This window comes from Fusicatenibacter saccharivorans (assembly GCF_027667425.1).
Lineage (GTDB): Bacteria > Bacillota > Clostridia > Lachnospirales > Lachnospiraceae > Fusicatenibacter > Fusicatenibacter saccharivorans.
The window spans coordinates 181,756-206,083 of sequence record NZ_JAQEGR010000003.1 but is presented as its reverse complement, the minus strand read 5'-3'; the positions used below and the strand labels follow the sequence as shown (position 1 = coordinate 206,083).

Here is a 24,328-nt window from a genome sequence, read left to right as displayed (position 1 = left end):
CCTCTTTTATTTCTCGCCTTTTTTCAAAAACGGAACAAACGGTTTTCCGTCTCCTTCATAGAACCGGCTGAACATCTCGTAATACTCCAGACGCAGTACCTGGATCGCTACCAGCAGTGCCTCAAGGCAGGCAACGAAGACATTTCCGAGAACAATAACCGGCCAGCTGATGCTGCCGCCGCCTGTTGCTCCGCCGAGCATCAGGACAACCTCCATCATAGCCGCATGGCTGACTGCATATGCGCCGACACGGACAAAGGAAATTGTGTTGGAGAAGTAGCTCAAAAGCACATCGAAGAGTTCGAAGAATGCCTGTACAAAGAACATTCCCTTTCCAGTCTCCGGAAATGCATTGCCCTTCTTCTCTACCATACGCTCCAGTGGCTCTTTTAAGAAGATCGCAAGAAGCGGAATACCGAACATGACTACCATCACGCCGACAGCCGGAGCTTTATGGCCGCTGAACAGGAGAACGAGTGTAACGGCAAGGGCTCCGTAGAAAATGAAGCCTGCCAGGGAGTTCTGGCTGAACAGAAGCTCGCCGAGCTTATGGTTTCTTGCTGCATTAATCATATGCAGAACCATTCCTGTCAGAATCATGAACATACCAAATGCAACCGCTGCGACAAATACGGTGTTCATCGAACCGATGAACGGAAGCGTTGTCATCGCTTCCTTCGGATGCAGCCAGAGGGCCGGTATGACATTCTCAAATCCGAAGAAGCTGCCGAACAAGAATCCGAAGATCACAGAGAATACCGCGCAGGTACTCATGATCGCTGCCAGATCCATCTTCTTGTAGTGGTACAGCAGTGCGCCGCCAATCAGCAGACACAATCCCTGTCCTACATCGGCAAACATGATTCCGAAAATAAAGGCATAGGTGAGTCCTACGATAATCGTAGGGTCAATTTCATTGTAATTTGGCAGTCCGTACATCTTCACGTACATCTCAAACGGACGGAAGATTTTCGGGTTTTTCAGCTTTGTCGGCGGCTGACGCAGAACGTTGTTTGCATCATCCTCGATGAAGCAGAAGAGATTTGTGTCGTTTTCGATGTCCTTCTGGAAGGAAGCGGCATCTTTTTCCGACATCCAGCCGCACAGAATATAGAAGGTTTCCTTCTTAGATTTTGTGCAGGCTGCCAGGCGACGGACATCAAAGTTGCCGGAGAGCTGCTCTAACTGCTCTTTTGCTGCAACCAGATCCTCTGCGGAATCCGAAAGGCATTTTGCCAGTTTCCGTGAGCACTCGCTGAGTGCATCGTCTGTCTTTTTGATTTCTGCCTGAAGTGCTGCGTAAGCATCCTCCGGCGTTCCGCTGTACTCGTCCGGAACGTAGATTCTTTCGAAGTGCAGGGATGAGAATACGGCGTCCACTTTCGTGACCTGATCTCTCGGGCAGAAGTAAATGCCCCATACATACTGCTCATCGGAATGGCAGCGGTAGAATACCGTATCGCTGTTCTCATAGCAGTAGCTCTCAAACTTGTTGTAATACTCTTTTGTGATCTTTCCGAATCTGAATTTGATAAAGTGGAAATCCAGAATGGAGGAAAGATTGCAGTGCAGATCCTGGAACGGCTCGATTTTCTGTGCTTTTTCCATCAAGTCTTTCTTTTTTGCTTCCAGTTCTGTACGCTCCTGGTTCAACTGGCCAAGGGTGTGATCCAAACCATGGACACAGTTGATGGCATCTTCCAGGGAAAGTCTTTTCGTGGTGGTACGCTTGTCTTCCGGCAGAAGTGCTGTAAAATCTTCCGCCTGTTTTAAGGTCTCTTTGTATGGGTTGATCTGGATATACGGTGTGATATTCTGCATCGTAGACAGCTCCGTCAGAGCGTTTTCCAGATGTATCTCATATTTTGAGAGATAAGTGTTGACCACACGGTCAATGTCGGCTTTCGGCCCGGTGATGCTCAAAAATTTCATCTTGACAATCAATGAGTACACCTCCCCGTGTATTAAGTTTTTGCGATATGCTGCATTGCCTCGTCAGCGCTGATACGGTAACGTACGCACTCGAGTGCAATAATAAGCCGGTTTACCTCGTGCTCTTTGTGATAGAGGTATGAGTATATGGTGGCAACGGAATAAGGATCCTGTCTGGATTCACTGGAAAGTATGTGCTTCATAATGGCTGCATACATGGATTCCAGCGTATCGACTTTGAAGGAATCATACCGTTTCGCATAATAGGTTTGTTCCAGCAGCTGGGAAAATGCACTCATATTCTCGGCTTCTACCAGTGCCTTTACCACATCCTTTTTCAGCCGGTGATGAACCGGAATCAGCAGGGCGTAGATTTGTGCGCTGGTCATGTGATAATAGCGTTTGGAACGGTAGATCCACTGAAGGTTCAGCATGTCAAACTTGCTTCCCCATGCAGCGGTCAGCTCTTCCAGATCCCGCTTTGTCACTACTTTTGATCTGTCTTTCCACATCTGTGCAAAGTAATACAGATCCAGGGTCATCTCATAGTCGAACAGGGTCGGACGCTCGATATCCGCGAGCTGCGACAGCGGGGCATAATATTCTGTCCCTTTCAGGTTCGCAATCAGTTCTTCGATCGTCCTGGAGGACGCCAGAAGATTGATGTCCAGCTGGGAATGCTTGTTAAAGAACTCGTCGAATATGGACAGGTTCAATACCACATCACGGTGATCAAATACCGTGTTCAGGCATTCTTTGATAACGGACACTTCGTATCGTTTAAAGTAGAGCGCAAGGAACTTTCTCTGCTCCACATTTGCAAAACGGTACAGCTTGGAAAAATCCCGGTATACCGTCAGGCGCAGCATTTTCTCGATCTGACCTCGGTGAAGGTCAGCTTCGTTGTAGCCCTCAAACAGATCCTCATAGCCTTTATGCTGCTTGAGGTAAGAAACTGCCTGCGGTACACTCTCCAGTTCCACGATTTCCCGAAAATTCTGGTCGTTTAAAAGATGGCTCTGCATGGCTCTTATCTTTGTGGTAAGGCCGCTGTAGGATAATAGACCGCTCATCGTTTCACTTCCTTATAATGTTTTCGTAAATCTGTGTGGACAGTGCTCCGTGATTCTGCTCGTAATAAGCGTCCAGTGAAGATAGAAGTTCGGCGGCAGAGTCCCGCTGCTTTTTCTGATCCGCATCTGTAGTAGAATGAAGTTTTGTTGTGATCTCTTCAATCCGCTTTGCCGTTTCCGCTTCCAGATCTGCATCGAATTTTGCAATCCGCTCTTCCTGCTGCTCATCCTGGAGCTTCTTCTGATTCTCGGCAGCCTGCATAATCTTGGTAGCAGCCGTTTCGATCTCTGCAAGTTTGTTAATTACAGATTCCATAGCATCGCTTTCCCTCCTTATTTATTTAAAAGACAACAAAGACGAGGAAAACTCCCCGCATCTTTGCTGTTAGTATTCTACACCTTTTTTTCCAAAGTTGACATATTGAAATCGTAAAAAAAAGTGGAATTTCGATCGACTTTTTGATTAAAAATAGACAATGGGTCATATTTTTTCTTCCAATCTCAATAGCCAAAAGATGGTCCCTCATATGATTTCGATATGGTTCCAATCCGATTGTCATATTGCTGATAAGAAATGCTATGTGCAGGTTGATATTGTATATAGTATTTTGAAAACTTTGAAAATTTGAAAACGGGATTTTTCTGTTTTGCTTTTTCGGGAGCTATGATATACTGGATATGATTGGCTTTTATTCTAATATTTATCACTTAAGAAAGGAATTTTACGCATATGCGCCTTAGAAATATCAGAGGATCAAAAGATGTGATTGCTTCCTGTCCGTTCGTTGTGCAGGAGCCGGAGAGCTGCCGGGGACGGTGGGCTGAAATTTTTGGAAATGAAAATCCGATTCATATTGAGGTCGGTATGGGAAAGGGCCGCTTTTTGATGGATATGGCGGTTCTGCATCCGGAAATCAACTACGTCGGCATTGAAATGTACGACAGCGTGCTGCTCCGCGCAGTACAGAAACGGGAAAAACTGGAGACGGAAATCAAAAACCTGTTCTTTATCCGCATGGATGCACGCCAGCTTCCGGAAGTGTTTGCTGAGGGCGAGGTAGACCGCATTTACCTCAACTTCTCCGATCCGTGGCCGAAAGACCGCCATGCGAAACGGAGACTGACATCGCATGAGTTTCTTGCACGGTACGAGAAGATTTTAAAGAAGGACGGAACACTGGAATTCAAGACCGATAATAAAGATCTGTTTGACTACTCTCTTGAAGAGATGAAAAATGCAGAAGGATGGGAACTCACTGCATTCACATACGATCTGCACCACGATGTGGTTCTCTCAGAAGGAAATGTAATGACGGAATATGAGGAGAAGTTTTCCTCAATCGGAAACCCGATCTGTAAGATGGAGGCACGGTTTCTGTAGCGGAATGCTTTCGCAAATGATTTGATTCCCATCCAAAATACAAACCGGCAGCAGAACGGTCTCTTGAAAAGTAAGACCGCTCCGCTGCCGGTTTTTCTCTGTTTCTATCGCAATGTAAAAAAGTTGATACACAGACTTTTGGTATTTTGCTTGTAAAACAAGAAAAACACCGTCCCCGCAGCTCTCAGGTCTGCAAAAACAGTGCTTTCGATGCGCCTTCAGGGACTCGAACCCTGGACAAATAGATTAAGAGTCTACTGCTCTACCAACTGAGCTAAAGGCGCTTACTTTTGTTTTTCTGTGTTTCATTGGATGATCCACTCGCTGAACACAAATAAGATTATAAAGGATTCTGCCGAAAAAAGCAACCTTTTTTTCACTGTTTCTTTACTTTTGTTAAAAACAGCGAAAACAGGTCTTATAATTCTATTAAATTTCACAATTTTTTCGTATATTTCCGTTTGTTTCGACGACGGCTCCAATGGCAGCCGAACCTACTTCCGTTTCTTATCTTTCTTTTTCAAAAGCTTCTCCAGCTCCTGCATGGATTTCTGGATTTTATAAAGACAGCCGCTGCCGGCATATTTATTCTGATAGCAGAAATCCTGGAGTTTCTGCTGAAGGAAACCTGATTTTCTGATCAAACTTCTTCTCCGCTTTCCGGCGTACCGGACACGGGCACCGGAAAAGTTCTTTTTCTTCTATATTATACAGGGAATGTCAAAAATGACCAGAAAATAGCTTGTTTTAGCCATTGTTTTCCCATTTCCTTTCCGCTATAATACAGCAAAAACTACTATTTATACTTTGGGGGAATTTTTATGAAAACACGAATGAATTTTAAGGATGAATTTTACCAGAAACTAAAACTCCTCGTCCTTCCGATTGCGATCCAGAATTTTATGCTGGCTCTCGTCAGCGCAACGGATGCGATCATGCTGGGCTGGATTGATCAGACTTCGTTGTCTGCTGTTTCACTGGCCGGACAGGTGCAGTTTGTTTTGAGCCTTTTTATCTCAGGCATCGCGGCGGGCGCCGGTATTATGGCAGCGCAGTACTGGGGGAAACAGGATGCCGCTTCGATCGAAAAAGTGATTCCGATCGCACTTCGCACCAACCTGCTGTTCTCCGGCCTGTTTACCATCCTTGCCGGTTTCTGTCCCGAAATGCTGATGCGCATCTTTACAAATGATGCGGCCCTGGTTGCAAGCGGAAGCCAGTATTTACGCGCTGTTGCACTCTCCTACGTACTCTGCGGTATTTCGCAGGTCTATCTGATCCTGCTGAAAAACACCGGTCATGCAGCAGTCAGCTCCCGCATCAGTTCCACTGCGGTTGTACTGAACATCATTTTAAATGCCATCCTCATCTACGGTCTTTGCGGTGCTCCGGCACTTGGGATCCGCGGAGCAGCTTATGCAACGGTAGCTGCCCGCGTTGTGGAACTGATCTGGGCTTATCTCGAGACAAAGAAACCGGAGCGTGTACGGATTCTCTGGAACCGCCTCTTCTCTTCCGCAGGGAAAATACTTTCAGAAGACTTCTGGCGCTACACGCTTCCCGTGCTTGCGGCCTCCCTCGTCTGGGGAATTGCCTACGTTCTGTACTCCGTTATCATGGGCCACATGGGAAGCGATGCTGTTGCAGCAAACTCGATTACCTCGATTGCAAAGAGCCTCCTCTCCTGCCTGATCCGCGGTGTGAGCGGCGGTGCCGGTGTTCTGATCGGAAATCTGCTCGGCGCGAACGAGCTGGAAAAAGCCCGTGAGTATGGAGGACGTTTAAGCCATCTCTCCATTGCCATCGGCATTGTGACCGGCGGCCTGCTGATGCTTATTTCCCCAGCCATCGTTCATTTTGCCCCACTTTCCGATACCGCAGCCGAGTACCTGCAGTACATGCTTCTCTTCTGCGGTCTGAACCTGATGGCACAATCGGTCAACACCACCGTTCTCGACGGTATCTTTTGTGCCGGAGGCGATGCGAAATTTGATATGCAGGGAAACATCGGCGCTATGTGGTGCTTTTCTGTACCGCTTGGCTTTCTTGCCGCATTCTGGCTGAAGCTTCCGGTTATGGTGGTTTACTGCATTGTAAATCTCGATGAAATTGTAAAGCTTCCTGCCGTTTATCATCATTATAAAAAGTACATCTGGGTTCGAAATATTACCCGCGATGTCGAAGATTAATTCTCACATCATCTGCAGTCCCTGCCGCCGGCAGCTTCCACCGGATACAATACCCAAAAAGCCTCTGAGGAAAGTCACATTCACACCGGACTTTTCTCAGAGGCTTTTGATTATTCCATTGATTGTTCCATTGATTATTTCATGAATGATTACATCGATTTTCTCTCTGCAATTTCCGCCATCTTTGCTTCATTCAGACGTGTGTCGCCATGGACACGGCTGTAGGAAAGATAGCCGTTCATACGGTCGATCTTTGTCAGGTTCTTGGAACCGCAGACCGGGCAGACATCCATGTCGAGTTCCTGGTGGCCGCAGTCATCGCAGTAAGCCAGGGACAGGTTTACGCCCTCGTAGTAGCCAAGCTCCATCGCACGCTCGATCAGTGTCTTGATCGCGCCTTTGTTGTAGCCGACCGGATAGCGCACGTACTGGATTTTTCCGCCGTTGCAGAGCTCCCAGAAACGTCCCTCGAGATCCTGTTTCTGGATCGGGGTGATGTCCTCGGTTACGTGGCAGTGGAAACTGTTGCTCACATACGGGCGGTCCGAAACGTTGCGGACGATGCCGTACTGTTTGCGGAACTGCTCTATCTGCAGGCCGCACAGGGATTCTGCCGGTGTGCCGTAGATCGCATAGAGGATGCCGTCCTCTTTCTTAAACTCGGCAACCTTGTCGTTGATATATTTCAGCGTGTCAAGTGCGAACTGTCCGTCCTCAACAAGAGATTTTCCGTTGTACAGCTCCTGCAGCTCGTTCAGCGCCGTGATACCGAACGATGCGGTCATCGGCTTTAACAGCGGGCGGATCTTGTCGGACGGTTTTAAGTGGCCGCCGTAGAAACCTCCCTCACAGTAAGCCAGCGGGTTCGTGGATGCACGCATCTCGCCGAGGTAATCGTAGGTCCGTTTGTGCAGATCGCGGATCATCTCGAGGTAGAAGTCGAGCACTTCGTGGAAATCGCGGTTCTCGGAACGGGATTTTGCCAGGATCATCGGAAGATGAAGGGAAACGGCTCCGATGTTGAAACGTCCGACAAAGACCGGTTTGTCGTTCTCATCTGCCGGCTCCATGCCTCCGCGCTCGTACCACGGGCTAAGGAAAGCACGACATCCCATCGGGCTGATGACTCTCTTGTATTTCTTGTACATCTCGGCGATGTAGCCCTCGCCGCTCATCGACAGCCAGTCCGGATACATCGTCTTGGAAGAACAGTCAAGTCCTGCCTCGAAGACATCTTCTGCGATGCCGCCCTCTCTGTGAATTGCCTTGTCATATAAGAAGACGATTTTCGGGAAGAGCACCGGCTTTTTGTGGCCTTTCTTGCCCTGTCCGTTTTTGTGGACCTCGAGAAGGGAGATGGAAATCATCTTCTCGAACATGCTCGTTCCAAGGCCGAGGGTCACGGTAACGAACGGATAATCACCGCGGGAAGATCCAACAGTGTTCAGTTTATACTCAATTCCCTGCCATCCCTGATCGCACTCTCTTCTTACTTTGTCGATCGCATACTCGATGGCTTTCTCCTGTGCACCCTCCCAGGATGCGTCGGTATATTTCAGGAACTCTTTTACGTAGTAATCATAGCTCTTCTGTGCGTACGGAGCAAGGATCTTGTCCACCTCCGGCACGGTAAAGCCGCCGTACTGCTGTGCAGCGGTGCTGAGGACGATATCACCCATGACATCAAATGCGGTGTCAAGTGTCTTCGGCTCGTTGTACCAGACATTTCCCATCTCGAAGCCGCCTTTTAAAACGTTTCCGACATCGAACAGACAGCAGTTCATGGTATCGAGACGTGCGGACTGGTCGTGGATGTAGATGTAGCCGTCCTTACAGGCCTGCAGCTCGTTGCGGTTCATGAAGAACTTGCGGTACAGCTCTTTGTTCAGCTCGTTGAAAATCAGGCTTCGCTTCGTTGCAACGAGGGCGCTGTCGGTGTTGGCATTGCTCTTGTCGCCGATGTAGCGGATGGACTGGCTCTTCGTGTAGACCTCGTCCATCATATGGATAAAATCAGTTTTGTAATTGCGGTAATCGCGGTAGCTTTTTGCCACAGCCGGGTTTACTTTTTCGAGTGCTCCCTCCACGATATTGTGCATATCGCTGATCGGAATTTCGGTCTTTCCAAGGGAATATACGTGCTCGGTTGCGAACTTACAGATAAAGTCAATCTCCTGCTGTGAGAAGGTATACAGGATTCTCTGTGCGGATTTATTTACGGCACGAACGATCTTCTGCGCGTCGAATTCTTCTTTGGTGCCGTCCTTTTTGATAATATAAACCATTGTGGTGTCCTCCAAATCAAACACTATATCTTGTGTGTCCCCCACCCTTTTCTTGTAGCGGGCACCACATATTGTAGCATGTTTCTTTTGAAAAGAAAAGGCATTTCCTGTAAGTTTTTATTTTCAGAATATTGCATACTGCTCTTTCGTGCAGACAGAAATCTGCATTTTTCAAATTCGTTCTGCAAGCGTTCCTTCAAAAACGGTCTCGGCCGGGCCGGTCAGAAGGACCTTATTTTTCGTCCGGTCCCATGTAACGAAAAGCCTGCCGCCGCGCAGTTCTACGGCAGTTTCTCCCTCCGAAACACAGCCGGAAAGCATCGCCGCGACGGCTGCCGCACACGCTCCCGTTCCGCAGGACAGCGTTTCACCGCTCCCACGTTCCCAGACTCTCATTTTTATTGTGTGTTGATCTAAAGTCTGGATAAACTCTGTATTGATACGGTCCGGGAAGCAGGAAAGGTGTTCAAAAGCGGAACCGGTCTTTGCAATGGATATTTTTTCCACATCTTCCACCGGAATCACCGCATGCGGATTTCCCATCGAAAGGCAGGTCATCGTATAATTTTCCCCGCACACGGTAATTTTATGCTCCAGCACATATTCCCCCAGAGAAACAACGGGGATCTGTGCGGCGCGGAATTCCGGCGTTCCCATCTCCACTGTCACCTGACAGATCTCATTCAGATTCTCCCCCGTCTGCAGATGAATCACACGGTTTCCGCTGCCGGTTTCGATAGTCAGCGTCGTTTTTCTCGTCAGCCCATGCTCGTACACGTATTTTCCCACACAGCGGATGCCGTTGCCGCACATCGCGCCCTTCGAGCCGTCGGCGTTGTACATTTCCATCGAAAAATCTGCTGTTTTGGATGCCCCGATCAGAATCAGCCCGTCCGCGCCGATGCCGAAATGGCGGTCACTTACCGCTTTTGCCAGCCGTCCCGGACTCTCCACCCGCTCCTCCATGGCATTTACATAGATATAATCATTTCCGCAGCCCTGCATTTTTGTAAAACGCATACACAGCCTCCTCCCAGACTTCTGCCCTTTCCAGTTCCTTACTAAATATGTATTCCGTACCGCGCGTTTGAAAAACCATTTTTCTCAAATCCGCTTCAGACATTGGAAAACGAAGCGGAATGTGATAGAATAGGGGGAACTGATATCGTTACCTACATGAAGTAACTTTCAAATATTTTTAACCATTTATTATGAGGAGGTTTTGATGAAAAAATACCGTTGGGTTTTAACAGCAGTATTTGCCGCTTTCCTCGTGGGAACGAGCGGCTGCGGAAAGAAAACAGAAACGATTCCGATCACAACCATCAGTCAGAGTACCGACGATGACGACCCCGAAGACAATCTGGCGGCCTCCGGCGATTCCGATGAGATTCCGGAATACGATGTGGATCTCTCGAAGAACCTGAACAGTTTTCAGCTTGCCATCTGGGGCGATACATACGAAATTCCGGAATCCTACGCGGATTTTACAGCGCTTGGCTGGGTCTACAGCGGCGACGACACGAAGGAAATCCAGCCGGAATCCTTCTCAGAGGGCGAAAGTTTTGAAAAGGACGGAAACCAGATTACCGTCGATATTGCCAATCCGGATACCACGGCAAAGCCAGTGGCGGAATGCCTGATCGGAGGCATTCACATCGACACCTCGACCGCTGAGGGCCAGAATATCTATGTCGGCCTGCCGAACGGCGTCACTCTGCAGCAGTCGCTGATGGAGGATGCGGAAAGCATCTACGGTGCGCCAAAGGACCGTTATGAGACCGATACCTCTGTGCAGTTCACGTATGAGTACGGGCTGTACCAGACGATCACGCTCGGCTTCGATAACAAAACGGGAATTCTGTATTCCCTCGATATGCAGAACTTTACGACCACGGCTGATGCAGAAGCGCTCGATGGTGTCAGCGATGCCACAACACCGGAAGTGGAGGCCTACCAGGCACCGGAAGCCGACAGCATTGAAATCAACGACTGGACCGTCCGCTTTGACGATGTACTCTATCATCTTCCCGTTCCGGTCAGTGAACTTCTGGACCACGACTGGACCGTCAATACGAAAGAGTCCGATACGGCCGTTTTAAACGGAAAATACGGCTACGTCACGCTGGAAAAGGGCGGTCAGAAGCTTTACTGCACCGTACATAATTACGGCGCGGAGGCGACGACAGTGCGCAACTGTTTTGTTACTTCGCTGTACGGCGATCTCGATACGACAAAGATTCCGATTTCAATCACAAACGGCATCACGCTCGGCACTTCCGAGAGCGATTTTCTGGCGAAGGCAGGGGATGCCAAATCAGAAAAAACGGAAAAAGAGGATAGTAACCTGACACTCTACACATTCTATAGTGATGACGAAAAGCTGGACTACACTGAAATCGGCATCGACAACGATCTGAAGCTGGTACGCAGCATCAAGGTGGTTCACAACCAGCCGGAAGCGCCGGAAGAAGAAGCCAAAAAAACTTCCGCGGAAGATTCATCTTCCGTTTCCGACAGTCAGGAACCGTCCGAAACACCGGCTCCGTAACGATACTTTCAGAAAAATGGCTGCATGGCAGCTTACTACAGACGAAAACGAGGATTTTTATGGAAAACTTATACGACGTTATCATCATCGGCTCCGGCCCGGCGGGTCTTTCTGCCGCGATTTATGCGAAACGCGCAAAGCTCTCCTCTCTTACGATTGAGGCAAACTTTGCAAGCGGCGGCCAGGTGCTGAATACCTATGAAGTAGACAACTATCCCGGCCTTCCGGGCATCAGCGGCATGGATCTCGGAAGCACGCTGCGCGCACACGCTGAAAAAATGGGCGCGGAATTTTCCCGCGAGCGTGTGAAGGAGCTTGTTCTTGACGAAGAGATCAAGATTGTCCGCACGAGAAAAAATGAGTATCATGCCAGAACGGTCATTCTTGCAACCGGTGCGGAGCACCGCGCGTTAAATGTACCTGGTGAAAAGGAACTCTCCGGCATGGGCGTCTCTTACTGTGCAACGTGTGACGGCGCATTTTTCAAAGACAAAACCGTTGCCGTTATCGGCGGCGGCGATGTCGCCGTGGAGGATGCGATTTTCCTTGCCAGAACGTGCAAAAAGGTTTACGTGATCCACCGCCGCGATGAACTGCGGGCAGCCGGTGTTCTCCAGGATGCACTGCTGGCACTGCCGAATGTGGAAATGGTGTGGGATACGGTTGTGGATTCCATCGAGGGAAACGAGATGGTGTCCGGCGTGAAGGTAACGAACAAAAAGGCAGGAGAAGCCGGTATGATCACGGTAGACGGCGTGTTTATTGCCGTCGGTATCGTTCCGGTCTCCGCACTGATCGCAGGCACCGTAGAAACCGATGAGGCTGGCTACATCAAAGCCGGCGAAGACGGTGTGACGAGCGTGCCGGGCGTGTTCGCCGCAGGCGATGTCCGCACGAAGCAGCTCCGTCAGATCATCACGGCAGCCGCCGACGGCGCGAACTGTGTGACTTCGGTAGAGAAATATCTGATCAGCCACTGATGGCTTCTTTCGAATAGAATACAGCAAAAGCAGGCATTCTTCGTATTGTACGGAGAACTGCCTGCTTTTTTCTGTTTTTCCGTAGTTTCTGAAATCTGAAAAACCTTTCATATCAGTCGTATAAAACTTTAAAACCTCTTTTGTCGAAATTGCACAAAGAAACCGGGTTTTTTCCACACGGGCCAATTTTATAAACATCCCGTCCACAAGTTATCCACATAGTTAACCACCGAAAACATGCCTAAAAACAAGTTATACACCGAGTTATCCACATTATCCACGAAAAACGGTGTGGAAAGCATGTGTTTAAATCTTGCGAAATCAGAACGCGTGTTTTGGTCATAACAGAGAAAACCGTTATTTCGCCAAAAGATTTTATAAAGCACTTGACTTTTTAAGTGTCAATCTCTGTTGGTTTTTGACTTGAATTGTGTGAATTTTTCGTACAATTTAATATTACATTTTTCGTGTTCTTTTGCTGTTTTTACAATGGCTGCAAAAAGAAAATCTCCTGTTCGGAAAACGATTGTTTCGTTCCCAGACAGGAGATTTTGATTGGATTTTTCTTTGTTTTACTCTGCCAGCTTTCCAAGCCGCTTTGCTTCTGCCCTCAGCTCTTCGATCCGGCGGTTGCACATGCCCACCGGGACGCCGGTGTCGATGACACGTTCACAGCTCTTCATCAGCTCGCAGGCGCGGGCAAATGCCTCGTCGCTGATCTCCTGGAACGGTGCTTCGGTTACCGTCTCCATCGCCAGAATGCGGGCGAGCTGGTAATCGATATCGTTCGTATACAGGACGCCTGCCGCAAACGGGACATTTTCCTTCTGCAGTTTCCGGAACACCAGGATTCCCGTTCCGCCGCCTGCGAGGACAAAGACGCGCGGTGTTCCCTCCGGCCGCGGCAGCTCGATGCTTCCGAAGCACGGGTCAAACGAACCATTGTCAATCTCGTACAGTTCGCGGATGATATCCTCGCGGAAAATTGTCTCCGGTGCGCCGAAATGGGAAATAGCATCGCCCTTGACGCAGATGATCTTATCTGAAATTTTCTGTGCCAGATCGATCTCATGCAGCGACATGATGACGGTGATGCCCTTCTCCTTTGCCATGCGGCGCAGAATCGCGAGCAGTTCCAGCTTGTGGCGGATATCGAGGAAAGAAGTTGGCTCGTCGAGGATGATGACCTCCGGCTCCTGACAGATCGCACGCGCAAGAAGCACTCTCTGGCGCTGGCCGTCGCTGATGGCGTTGAAATCGCGGCCGCCGAGCTCTTCGGCATGAACGGCGCGCATCGCCTTCTCGACCTTCTCCTCATCCTCGCGGGTCAGCATGCCGAGCCGTCCGGTGTACGGATAGCGGCCCGTTGCCACGATATCGTGGCAGGTCATCAGCTCCGGCTTCATGCGCTCCGTCAGCACAACAGCCATCTTCGTGGACAACTCGCGGAACGAAAGCTCATGCAGGTTTTTCCCGTCAAACTCCACATTTCCGCCGACCAGCTTTAACTGGCGGGTGATGCTTTTCAGAATCGTTGATTTACCGGAACCGTTCGGTCCGATCAGCGTAACGATCTCGCCTTTTTCGATGCCGATGCAGATATCTTTGATCAGCGGCTTCTTATCATAGCCGACCGTCAGGTGGTCCAGATGAAAATAATATTCATTCATATTCTCTTACCCCCTTTTCCGGCGCAGCATCATGAAAATGACGACCGGCGCACCAAAGATCGATGTGACCGTACTGATGGACAGCTCCAGCGGTGCAAACGCCATACGCGCGATCAGGTCGCACATCATACAGAAGACGGCTCCGCCGAGGAACGTTCCCGGGATTACGACGAGCGGACGCGATGTGCCGAGGCTCTGTTTAACGAGGAACGGGACGGCAATGCCGACAAACGAAATCGGACCGGCAAATGCGGTGACGCATGCGGAGAGAATACTCGAAAGCAGAATCAGCGCGATGCGGAATACTTTGATGTTGACACCCATGCTCTGCGCATACGCCTCACCGAGCTGATATGCACCGATCGGTTTTGCCATCAGGAACGTGATGACAAAGGTGATGCCGATCACAGCCGCAGAGATCGCTACGTTGCTCCAGCTCATGCCGGAGAAGCTTCCCTGTGACCAGCCGTGGAGGTTGACGATATCGGAATCCTCCGCGAAGGTGACAACAAAATCCGTGACCGCCGAGCAGATGTAACCGATCATAATACCGCCGACGAGAAGTCCTGCCATATTTTTGATCCGCCGGGACATCAGCAGAATGAAGCTGACGGAGAGAAGGGATCCTAAGAATGCTGCAACAATCATCGTGTAAGATGTGATATTGCGCGCCCGCTCCAGATAAAAGATCATGGTCAGCGCCACGACCATTTTGGCTCCCGAGGAAATTCCAAGAACAAACGGACCGGCAATCGGGTTTTCAAAGAAAGTCTGTAAAAGGAAGCCCGACAGGGACAGAGCACCGCCTAGGATTGCCGCCATCAGAATACGCGGAAGGCGGATTTTCCAGATAATATTGTACGCTTTCCCCTCTCCGGTCCGCCGCAGCAGAATCCGGAAAATTTCCGGAATCGAAATATTTACGTTTCCGGAATTGATATTCAGCACGGTGATGGCGGCGAACGCCAGAATCAGCACCAGGAACACAGCGGCATACCGCGAACGGCGCCGGAAGTTTTCCATATGGAAACTGTTCTCTTTTCCTGTCATATTTTTTTTCTCTGACATACGTTCCTCCATCAGGATAATTTTCTTAAGAATACCATCTGATCCGGATCGCCGCCCGTTACCAGAAGGTTAATGTCGTTGGTAAACTGTGCAATTTTATCGGTTGCCTGATACATGGATTTCTCGGTTGTCCAGACGTTGCCCTCTTTGACTGCTTTGTAATCGGCAAACATGGAATCCTTTGCCAGCAGGTCGTCCAGGGTTTTGACGGTGGAATCGATGCTTGCGTTGTAGATCAGGTAGTCCGCATCTTCGGCCGTATCGTAGAACTGCTCCATCGTGATCGGCACGGATGTTTTTCCGCTGTCGTCCTGGAGATCACGGAAGGCGTTGCGCGCACCGCCAAGCTCGATCATGTTGGAAATATAGTCCTCCGGGTTCCGCACAACGGCAGCTCCGCTCGTATTAATATAGAAGAAAGCGACCGTTTTTTCGGTATTCTGGAAATCCTTCAGATTTTCCACAACACTTGCCTGATTTGCAAAGAAGTCGGCTGCCTCCTCCTCTTTGTCCAGCATGGCACCGTAGAGTTTGATCCATTCGGTTCTGCCAAGAGGCTGGGATTCGTAGCTGGAACGGTCGATGAAGACCGGAATATCGAGCATCTCGATCATCTCCTGTACCTTCGGGGAATGGAGGATCATCGTGGATTCAATGGCCAGATCACAGTTCTCACTGACCAGAAGTTCGTAATCCGGCTCACTGTATTTTCCGGCGAAGATCATCGTTCCGGCATTCATCGCGTCAACGGCATCCTGTACGTACCAGTTGTCTGCGGTTTCACCGGAGAGACGAATCGTATCGAGGGAGTCGATGGCATCGAACAGCGCCATCGGAGAGGTTGCTGCCATGTAGATGCGTTCCAGCGGCTGATGGATTACAATTACGTCGGAATCGAGGTCATCCGGCGCCTCTTTTCCGTCCGGGACGAGCAGATACTGCGCGCCGTCTTTGACATCGATCAGTTTATAGCCGTCTGTGCAGTAGTATACGTTAAAGCACTCGGCGTAATTCAGGACCATCTTGCTCTCGATGGTGATTCCGGTGATGTCCGGTGCGTCGCTGACATCGTCTGTCGTTGCGAAACCATCCGCGGATGCGGTATCACTCCCGGAGGTGCTGCTCTCAGCAGTGGCTTCGGAGGTGCTTTCACTTTCAGCCGTACTTTCCGAGACGGATGTGCTCTCCGTCTGGCTTTCGGAAACGTCTGCTGCGGATGCTGTGGATGTGCTGCTCTCAGAAACTGTCGAAGTGCCCGACGCGGACGATGTGCTGCTTCCCGTTGATGCGGTGCTGCCGCAGGCCGTCAGTGACATCGCTGCTGCAAGAAAAAGTGCGGCCCATTTTTTCAGCTTTCTTTCGTTTTTTCCTGTCATTTGATATTCCTTTCTGAAAGAAAAAGCCGCTGCCATACGGCAGCAGCCCTTTCTCATTTTTTGCTGCAAATTATTGTACTTATTTATTCTCTTCTGCCTTTACCATCTGCTGGAACAGCTCGTTTGCCTGATCCTCGCATCCGAAGATCACGCCGTAGACTTTCAGCCACTCTGCTTTCGCAAGATCGGTCTTCTCGTCTGCGGAACGGTCAACCAGCATCGGAATGGTCAGGGTTGCCAGACGCTCTGCGGTGTCGGACAGACGCTCATTTTCCTCTTTCAGAAGTTCTTCCGGAGTCTTGTCTTCGTCTGCTTTCTCATCCGTTGTCTTATCGTCTTTATCGTCCTTCTGATCCTCAGCTTTGGTATCTGCGGTCTCGTCGGCTGCATCAGCATCTTCCTCATCTTTTGCATTTCCCGGAAGGAACTCAGACGGAAGAATTGCAAAGTCGATTTCGTCTTTTACCAGAGCTTTGTAGTCCAGATCATCGAATGCTCCGTCGAAGGAGATTTTTTTGTCTTCCATTGCTTTTGCAATGTTTTCGATCTGGCAGTCTTTCTGCTCCATGCCGACTGCTTTGATGCTCTCTGCTGCGTCTAACTGCTCATCGAGAAGTTTCAGGGCATCCTCAGATGCTACGTATGTTTTCTCAACCGGAAGCTGGATCACGATCATATCTTTGTCCAGTCCTGCCGGAATCTCAACATCTTTCGGAACAATCAGATATTTGACAACATTGCCTTCGTACAGCTCTTTCGTCTTTTCGGTCAGATCTTTCGCTTTCTCAGTGCTGGTCTTTTTGGAATCGGATGCTGCTGCCGCTTCTTCCTCGTCGGTTGCTGCTGCGGTATCCTCTGCTGCTGCGGTATTGGTATCTTCTGCTTTCTTGTCGTCCTCGGTCTGTTTCTCCGGATCACGCTCGGTATCTTTTGTCATATCGATCTCCAGCAGGGTGATACCTTCGTCGTAATGATACATCTTGAAGTACTCTGCGTAAGCAAGTTTTGTCTCTGCTTTGTATTCCAGTCCCATGATCTCTGGAGCGGTGGTATCCAGCTTGGAGTTATCGGTGCTGATCGTGGAGATTGTTCCGTCTGCTTTTACAAATCCTGTGCTGGAAGAAGTGCTGCCGCCCTTCTTTGCTGCTGCCAGGGAGATGAAGATGTTGTAGGAAATCTCATGGGCAACGGACATTCTGGTGGTCATACCGATGATGGTATTGTTCTTGTTCAGCTCAACCGGAATGGTGAAGATGCTGCTTCCGCCGCTGACATTTGCCATGTATTTATTTCCGTTTGCTTTTACATATCCGTAGTACGGACTGCTGAATGCGATCGTTGCATAAGCCTGTCCGTTCGTTACAGTAATCTTGCTGCAGGAGATGGTTACCTTTCCGGATCCGCCGGAGAAGGAGAATCCGTCTGGTGTGTAAACGCCGTCTGCCAGTGTGGTTGCACTGTCTACTTTGGATGTGCCGCCGCTTAAGTCAGACTCATATTTGGATTCCTGCTCCGGTTTGGTATCGGCCGGTTTCTGGGTCGGTGCCGGAGTCGGAGTGCTGGTCGGTTTTACAACCGGTGTCTCGGATGGAGATACGGTTGGGGTCTTGGTCGGAACGAGGGTTGGTTTCGGATCGTTGGAATCATCTGACGGCAGATCTCCGGTCTTTTTCAGGCTGGAGGATGCGATCGTGATGGTTCTGTCAAACCATTTGCCGCTCTTTACTGCGTGAGCTGCCACTGCCAGGCCCTGATCCAGTGCTTCTACCGGAATTTCAAACTGCAGTCCTGTTTTGGTCTCGCCGTTTAAGGTGTACTCACCTTCTCCTTTGGATGCAATCCATGCACTCTCATCTGCTGCTGCATCTGCTGCTGTTCCCAGATACAGGTAATTGTAACCTACTCCGCTTAAGGTGATAAGTGCTGTCATTTTTCCATCTTTTGCAGTCAGTTTTACTTTGACTACTTTAAACATTGCTGCACCAGTCTCAGCAGTTGCTTCGTAGATACCGTCTGCAATTTTGTTTGTCTCATCTGCCGGAAGATCTGAGGTCTTTTTCAGACTTGCTGATGCGATGGTGATGGTTCTTGCATACCATTTGTCCCGTTTTTCAGAATGGGATGCAACGGTAAGCGGCTGATCAAGTGCTGCTACCGGGATTTCATACTGCATTCCGGTTTTGGTCTGTCCGTCATCGGTCGTATAATCCGCTGTTCCGATGCCCGCGATCCATGCGCTCTTATCTGCAGCAGCTGCCTCTTCCGGAGTTCCCATATACAGGTAGTCATAAGCAACACCGCTTAAGGTGATCTTAGCTTTCATATCACCGTCTTTTACGGTCAGCTCCACAGCCACTACTTTGAACATCTGAGCACCCGTCTCGGCGGTTCCGCTGTAAATGCCATTTGGAACTTTAGATGGCTCCGGGGTCGGCGTTGCGGTTGGTGCCGGGGTCTCAGTCGGTTCCGGGGTTACGGTCGGTTCCGGGGTTGGTGTAACATCTGGTGTTTTCGTTCCCGGAATCACAAAGTAAAGCTGCTGTTTCGTATACCAGGTTCCGTCTTTCTTTCCAAGAACAATCGGAACGGTTGTGCCGGCTTTGTCAGCATCTACTTCAAACGCAAAGGAAAAACCGTCGTTTGCTTCCTGCATTCCCTGAATAACCGGTGCTTTTGCAAGGTCATCATTATTTCCAAAATACAGTTTATCAAACGATGTGTTGTTTGTTTTCAGGGTAAGAACAAGTTTGTCGCCCTTGTTGATCATGGTTGCCTCAGAGATGAGGAACATTTTGAATGCTTGACCGTTGTCCTTTACAACAGGTGCTTCTACGCTGACTGGTGTCTCGGAAGAATCATCGCCTGGTGTTTCACTCGGGGCCGGGGGCTCGGTCGGTTCCGGGGTTACGGTCGGGATTGCAGCGGTGCTGTGGATCGTAACAGTTTTATCAGCCCATGTTTTTTTCTTGGCTGAGCGAACGGCAACATCCATCTGTTTGTCAAGCTCTTCCACCGGAATTTCAAAACGATATCCGGTCTTTTCTGCACCGGTCTTCGTATCCGTATAGGTTTCGCTTCCTGTCGGAGCAATCCAGCTCTTTTCATCTGCTGCGGCAGCTTCTGCTGCTGTTCCCGTATACAGGTAATCATAGCCGGTTCCACTCAGCAGAATGGATGCTTTCAGTTTTCCATCTTTTACGATGAGTCTGGAAGAAATCACACGGAACATGCTTCCGGTTGCTTCTGCAGAAGTCTCATACTCACCATCTGCCGGTTTTGCTGCTTCCGCTGCTTTTGTTTCTTTCTCCTCGGCTGTATTGGATGCCTCATTTTTGGTTGTTTCTTTTACTTCCGTTTTCGGCTGTTCTGCCGCCGGACTGGTATTCTCTTTTACAGCATCTTTGGTTTCTTCTTTTGCCGGTGTTTCTTTTTCAGCATCCTGGGAAGTCTCATCTGCTGCTTCCGGCTCTTTTTCTGTGGTATCGGCAGTCTCTTCACCGTCTTTTGCAGTGTCCTCTGCAGTATCTTCCGAAGCATCCTCATCTGCAGATGGTGTCTCGGTCTCGTCAGATCCTGCCGGTGTCTGATCCTCTGCAGGCGCAGCCGGTGTTTCCGTCGGCTCTTCTGCCGGAGTCTCTGCAGTGCTTTCACTGCTCTCGGTTTCTGCCGGTGTTGTTTCCGGTTCTGCCGTCTCTGCTGTTTCTTCGCTCTGCAGCGCTTCCTCTGCGGCTGCGCTGCTTTCTGTCTGTGCTGCTTTTTCCTGCGTATCTGCTAATACGCTGGCAGTCGGGCTCATGATCATGGACGCCGACAGCAGCAGTGCCAGAAATTTGCTTGAATTTCCTTTCATAACTTCTCCTTTTCTTCGGATATCCTTCGCGCATCTGCTCCGGATTCCGTCTGACTTTTTCAGGCAGCTGGGCGGTGCCTGTCCCCGTCAATGATGTCTCCCTGCAAGTAATCTTGTTTTTGAGGACACATTTTTTCTGCGAAAAGACAAACAGACATCTGCTTTTTCTGCAAAAGAGTTTCTCCACCGGAGCTCTTTTTCGGACGCATGGCGACAAAAAAGCAGATGTCCGATTTTGCTTCGTACATCTTTCCATGAATATATGCTTTCATCGGAAGCGATTCACTAACCTTTCCAGCAGGTTTCCTGACTCGCAGATCTTCACGGCAGCCGCGCCTTCTCATGCGTTTCGCACAATGGCATTTCTGCAGCTAACACTCCCTGCTTACAGTGACCGGATCGCTCAGGATTTCCACCTGATTCCCTTTTATCTTCGCGGATTCTTTTTCAAATCCGTTCCGCACTGAAAAGTCCCTTATTTCATTCGTTACTGATTATAGCAAAGCCGTTTTGGAAAGTCAAATGAAAGGCCACGGAAAAAGCGCATAAAATCAGCATTTTTTTCATACTTTATGATAACTGTCCGCACCGGAGCCTATTCTATGAAACCAGCTTCTCTGCACCGCCGCATCCTGTTCCCTCTGCTTCTGTGCGGCGGACTTCTTTTCGCCCTGCTGTTCTGGTATTTTTCCCCGTTCTTTTCCCCTGGTGAGAACCGCCGGTTTTCCGCGTATGTGGAGGAACGGTTCCACTCCGAGGTAACCTCTTCTGCCATCACGCTCCACTATACCCTCGCTGATCCGGCTTCCCGCGGAATTGCCCCCGGCACCGCCTCGTTCGGCACGGTTTCCATCCCTGACCGCACCTCATATGATGCCCTGCTGCAGAGTGTGGAAACAACGCTCACATCCTTTCATCGCAACCGCCTCTCCGCGGAAAATCAGATCACGCTCGATCTTCTGCTCTACGAGCTGGACTGCGAGAAAATGCCGGGCAGCACCAGCCTTCTTGCGGAACCGCTCGGTCCGTCGCTCGGGATTCAGGCACAGCTTCCCATTCTGCTCGCAGAGTACCCGTTCCGCACACAGCAGGATATCGCCGACTACCTCCATCTTCTGCAGGATCTCCCGCGCTATTTCTCCGACCTCATCGCACTCGAACAGGAAAAATCCCGGCAGGGCGTGTTTCAGAATGACCTTGCGGTCGATGGCATTATCCGCCAGTGCAGTGCTTTTCTCGCCGACGCGGATACACCGGAAATCCATCTGCTCCACACCGTTTTTCAGAATAAACTGCAGGCGTCTTCACTGTTTTCTGAGGCGGAAAGGAATCTCTGTCTGCAGACGCATGAAAAACTCCTTACCTCCTGTGTTTTTCCCGCCTACCGCTCTCTTTCCGATGCGCTTTCTTCACTCCGCGGCAAAGGAACGCAGAACGCCGGCGGTCTTTCCCGGCAGGAAGGCGGACTTTCCTACTATGCGTATCTTCTCCGCAGCCGCGTCGGTGTTGACGCTTCACCGGAGGAGCTGACCCGCCTTTTAACACAGCAGCTTGCGGACCAGTGTGCCGAAATGCAGATCATTCTCGATCAGAATCCGTCGCTCTCCCTCTCCGAGCAGGCGCTCGTGCTGCCGTTCTCCACGCCGGAGGAAATGCTTGCCGATCTGCAGAATGCCGTTTCTGAAGATTTTCCCGTTCTTTCGGGTATCGCATACGAAGTAAAGACCGTGGATGACTCCCTCAAGGATTTTTTAAGCCCCGCCTTTTATCTCACACCGCCCGCCGATGTCAATTCACCCAACTCCATTTACCTGAATCCCGCGGATGAGATGACCGGCATCGAGCTGTATTCGACGCTTGCCCACGAGGGCTTTCCCGGCCATCTGTACCAGACCGTCTCGTTCTCGCGCTCCGACCCGCTTCTGATCCGCCATCTCTACGCGCCGTCGGGTTATGTAGAAGGATGGGCAACCTACGTTGAATCATATGCCTGCCGCTACGCCGCACGTAATCTCGATGCAAACACGCAGGCGCTCTGCCGTCTCTGGTATCTGAACCGCTCGGTGCATCTTACCCTCTGCTCGCTGCTGGATCTCGGAATCCACAGCCAGGGATGGCTCCTCTCGGATGCGTCAGCCTTTCTGGCGCAGTTCGGCATCACGGATGCGTCGGCCGCTGCCTCTTTATATCAGTATATTCTCGAGACACCGGCGAACTATCTGAAATACTGTGTCGGATCGCTCTCGTTTTCGCAGCTCCTCTCGGAAGTGCAGAAACAGGAAGGTGACTCATTCTCATTGATCGGTTTCCATGAAAAACTGCTCCGTCTCGGGCCTCTGCCGTTTCCACTCGTAGAAAAATATCTGTAAATGGTTCGCCCTGCTGAAAAAAAGATCCCACAGACTTTCTTCTATAAATAATAGAAAGTTCTGTGAGATCTTTTTCATTTTCAAAATTCTTTAACCTAAATTGTAAAGGGATGGATCATCTACCGGCCGATGCTGATCAATAACAGAGGCAGAATCAAACAGATCGCTTGTTCTGTCCTCGCCGCCTCCGTAGAGGTTCTGGTACAGACGGTATCCATCCAGGTTTCTTCGTCCCATACGCAGGTAATTGTCTCTTACCTGAACGAAATACTGGGAGGAATCTACGTTGCAGTAGATGTTGAAGCCCTGACTCTTTAAGTAAGCAAACTTCTCATTGTCCATCGTGTAATCATGCCAGTCGGAAAGATCCTGTCCATGTGCAAAGATGATGATATCGCTTCCGCCGATGAGCGGTGCAACATACGTCAGCCATTTCTCGGTATCCGCCTGGATCGTCTCGATCGGTTTGTCGCCGACACGGATATGGCCCCAGGTATGGCTTGCGAATGTCCAGCCGTCTGCTTTGATCGCATCGGCTACTTTTTTCGCCTCCTCGCACTCTTTATCCCAGTCGAAATCCGGGTGTGCATCAAGCCATGCTACCTGATCATCCGTCAGATCTTCTCTCGTCTTGTAATCACCGTCGGTGCGGTATCCGAGGATTCCATCGTAGCCGGTCAGTGCTACGGTTCCGCGCGCATTGTGGTATACGGCATCCGGATGCGCTTCGATAAACTGATCCATCAGCGGGATGCAGTCGTAAGCACCGGTCACAACAGTTCCGTCATCCTGAATGTATTCGCAGGTCGGTTTTCCGTCGTCGCCGACTACCATTTTGCTGGCAATGCCGCGTCCGTCGTAAGAGTGGTAATAGGAAAGGTCATCCAGAGAAAGAACGAATGCTTTCTTGCCCTCCGGCAGGTAAATGTCCCCTTCCTCGTAATGAACGGTTCCGTCATCATCTACGGTCTTTTTCACGAGATCGTTGATCGAAACCATGACATATCCTCTGTCGTACATCTGCTGGGTGATCGCGTTGAACTCATCCACGGTGGTCATCCACTGGCAGAAGCCTGCGGTCTGTGCGTTGTCCTGATAGAACGCTTTCTGCGGATCGACTACAAGAGAATGATAGAAAATGTGGGTTACTTCGTTGACGTTGACGCGCACACAGGCATCTCTCGTGCTGGTGTACTCTGCTACTTTTGTGATGATATCCGCGTCGGTTGCTGCGCCCTCTACGCTCTGGAGCTTTTCAATGGCTCCATCGTAATCGTATGTCTGCGCAAGTGCATCGGCTTCCGCCATAATCTGTGCTTTCGTTGTCGGCGCTTCAGCACTTCCCGTGCTGTCCGACGATACGGAACCGTCCACCTCTGCTGTTTTCTGATCCTCTTTTTCCTGTGCTTTCTGCTGGATTTTTTCTGTTCCTCCGGCCAAAGCCCAGATTCCAATGCCGAAGATGACAAGCAGAACACATAGAATTCCTGTTTTGATCATCAGCGCACGCTTCCGCTTTCTTCTTCGGAGCTCCTTTTTACTGATGTTTTTTTTCTCACTCATTTTTCCTTCCTCCCAAAACAGCTTTTGCTTTTCTGGCAAAT

16 protein-coding genes, 1 tRNA gene and 1 riboswitch are annotated in these 24,328 nt (G+C 49.9%); of the genes, 5 read left to right on the top strand and 12 right to left on the bottom strand.

Annotated features, from left to right (window positions below):
* Nucleotides 1-6: 6 nt before the first annotated feature.
* Genes PGS38_RS04400 through PGS38_RS04390 form a run of 3 tightly spaced genes read right to left on the bottom strand, consistent with a single transcriptional unit; the run spans nt 7 to nt 3,321 of the window.
* Nucleotides 7-1,953 carry a V-type ATP synthase subunit I gene (locus PGS38_RS04400; RefSeq protein ID WP_308054128.1) on the bottom strand — a complete coding sequence of 649 codons (1,947 nt, stop codon included), beginning with the start codon at nt 1,951-1,953 and terminating at the stop codon, nt 7-9.
* 11 nt (nt 1,954-1,964) lie between these two features.
* On the bottom strand, nt 1,965-3,005 hold the full coding sequence (locus PGS38_RS04395; RefSeq protein ID WP_022461690.1) for a V0D/AC39 family V-type ATPase subunit: 1,041 nt from the start codon (nt 3,003-3,005) through the stop codon (nt 1,965-1,967).
* Nucleotides 3,006-3,009: 4 nt separating this feature from the next.
* The gene (locus PGS38_RS04390; protein ID WP_055220224.1) at nt 3,010-3,321 is read right to left on the bottom strand and encodes a hypothetical protein; all 312 of its coding nucleotides are present in this window, start codon (nt 3,319-3,321) and stop codon (nt 3,010-3,012) included.
* A 414-nt stretch (nt 3,322-3,735) separates the two neighbouring features.
* On the opposite strand from PGS38_RS04390, the gene trmB reads away from it, so the two are divergent.
* Nucleotides 3,736-4,386 (top strand): tRNA (guanosine(46)-N7)-methyltransferase TrmB, encoded by a 651-nt coding sequence (gene trmB, locus PGS38_RS04385; RefSeq protein ID WP_117761983.1) that lies wholly within the window; start codon nt 3,736-3,738, stop codon nt 4,384-4,386.
* 211 nt (nt 4,387-4,597) lie between these two features.
* Here the strand turns inward: trmB and PGS38_RS04380 are convergent.
* Together PGS38_RS04380 and PGS38_RS04375 are read right to left on the bottom strand one after the other, a co-directional pair.
* A tRNA-Lys gene (locus PGS38_RS04380) sits at nt 4,598-4,670 on the bottom strand.
* Between the two features lie 210 nt (nt 4,671-4,880).
* A complete protein-coding gene (locus PGS38_RS04375) occupies nt 4,881-5,030 on the bottom strand; it encodes a hypothetical protein (protein ID WP_156327623.1) in 150 nt (49 codons plus the stop codon).
* A 177-nt stretch (nt 5,031-5,207) separates the two neighbouring features.
* Between PGS38_RS04375 and PGS38_RS04370 the strand changes: the two genes are divergently transcribed.
* The gene (locus tag PGS38_RS04370; protein WP_118640757.1) at nt 5,208-6,575 is read left to right on the top strand and encodes an MATE family efflux transporter; all 1,368 of its coding nucleotides are present in this window, start codon (nt 5,208-5,210) and stop codon (nt 6,573-6,575) included.
* A 149-nt stretch (nt 6,576-6,724) separates the two neighbouring features.
* Here PGS38_RS04370 and nrdD read toward each other — a convergent pair whose 3' ends face one another.
* Together nrdD and dapF are read right to left on the bottom strand one after the other, a co-directional pair.
* Nucleotides 6,725-8,860 carry an anaerobic ribonucleoside-triphosphate reductase gene (nrdD, locus tag PGS38_RS04365; RefSeq protein ID WP_118640759.1) on the bottom strand — a complete coding sequence of 712 codons (2,136 nt, stop codon included), beginning with the start codon at nt 8,858-8,860 and terminating at the stop codon, nt 6,725-6,727.
* Between the two features lie 171 nt (nt 8,861-9,031).
* Nucleotides 9,032-9,880 carry a diaminopimelate epimerase gene (gene dapF, locus PGS38_RS04360; RefSeq protein WP_022461696.1) on the bottom strand — a complete coding sequence of 283 codons (849 nt, stop codon included), beginning with the start codon at nt 9,878-9,880 and terminating at the stop codon, nt 9,032-9,034.
* Nucleotides 9,881-10,085: 205 nt separating this feature from the next.
* Between dapF and PGS38_RS04355 the strand changes: the two genes are divergently transcribed.
* Together PGS38_RS04355 and trxB are read left to right on the top strand one after the other, a co-directional pair.
* Nucleotides 10,086-11,411, top strand: coding sequence for a hypothetical protein (locus PGS38_RS04355; protein ID WP_118640761.1), 1,326 nt, complete (start codon nt 10,086-10,088; stop codon nt 11,409-11,411).
* 59 nt (nt 11,412-11,470) lie between these two features.
* Nucleotides 11,471-12,391 (top strand): thioredoxin-disulfide reductase, encoded by a 921-nt coding sequence (gene trxB, locus PGS38_RS04350; RefSeq protein WP_118601130.1) that lies wholly within the window; start codon nt 11,471-11,473, stop codon nt 12,389-12,391.
* Nucleotides 12,392-12,963: 572 nt separating this feature from the next.
* Here the strand turns inward: trxB and PGS38_RS04345 are convergent.
* The 4 genes from PGS38_RS04345 to PGS38_RS04330 form a co-directional block, all read right to left on the bottom strand.
* Nucleotides 12,964-14,061: an ABC transporter ATP-binding protein gene (locus PGS38_RS04345; protein ID WP_118640763.1), complete on the bottom strand. Its 1,098-nt coding sequence runs from the start codon at nt 14,059-14,061 to the stop codon at nt 12,964-12,966.
* Nucleotides 14,062-14,067: 6 nt separating this feature from the next.
* The gene (locus PGS38_RS04340) at nt 14,068-15,084 is read right to left on the bottom strand and encodes a FecCD family ABC transporter permease (protein ID WP_117801654.1); all 1,017 of its coding nucleotides are present in this window, start codon (nt 15,082-15,084) and stop codon (nt 14,068-14,070) included.
* A gap of 56 nt (nt 15,085-15,140) precedes the next feature.
* On the bottom strand, nt 15,141-16,505 hold the full coding sequence (locus PGS38_RS04335; RefSeq protein ID WP_243104910.1) for an ABC transporter substrate-binding protein: 1,365 nt from the start codon (nt 16,503-16,505) through the stop codon (nt 15,141-15,143).
* 79 nt (nt 16,506-16,584) lie between these two features.
* Nucleotides 16,585-20,355 carry a prolipoprotein diacylglyceryl transferase gene (locus PGS38_RS04330; RefSeq protein ID WP_270475961.1) on the bottom strand — a complete coding sequence of 1,257 codons (3,771 nt, stop codon included), beginning with the start codon at nt 20,353-20,355 and terminating at the stop codon, nt 16,585-16,587.
* Between the two features lie 279 nt (nt 20,356-20,634).
* A riboswitch (cobalamin riboswitch) is annotated at nt 20,635-20,838 on the bottom strand.
* Between the two features lie 119 nt (nt 20,839-20,957).
* Here PGS38_RS04330 and PGS38_RS04325 point away from each other — a divergent pair.
* Nucleotides 20,958-22,724 (top strand): DUF885 domain-containing protein, encoded by a 1,767-nt coding sequence (locus PGS38_RS04325; protein WP_158583783.1) that lies wholly within the window; start codon nt 20,958-20,960, stop codon nt 22,722-22,724.
* Between the two features lie 90 nt (nt 22,725-22,814).
* Here PGS38_RS04325 and PGS38_RS04320 read toward each other — a convergent pair whose 3' ends face one another.
* The gene (locus tag PGS38_RS04320; protein ID WP_270475959.1) at nt 22,815-24,287 is read right to left on the bottom strand and encodes a polysaccharide deacetylase; all 1,473 of its coding nucleotides are present in this window, start codon (nt 24,285-24,287) and stop codon (nt 22,815-22,817) included.
* Nucleotides 24,288-24,328: the final 41 nt, after the last annotated feature.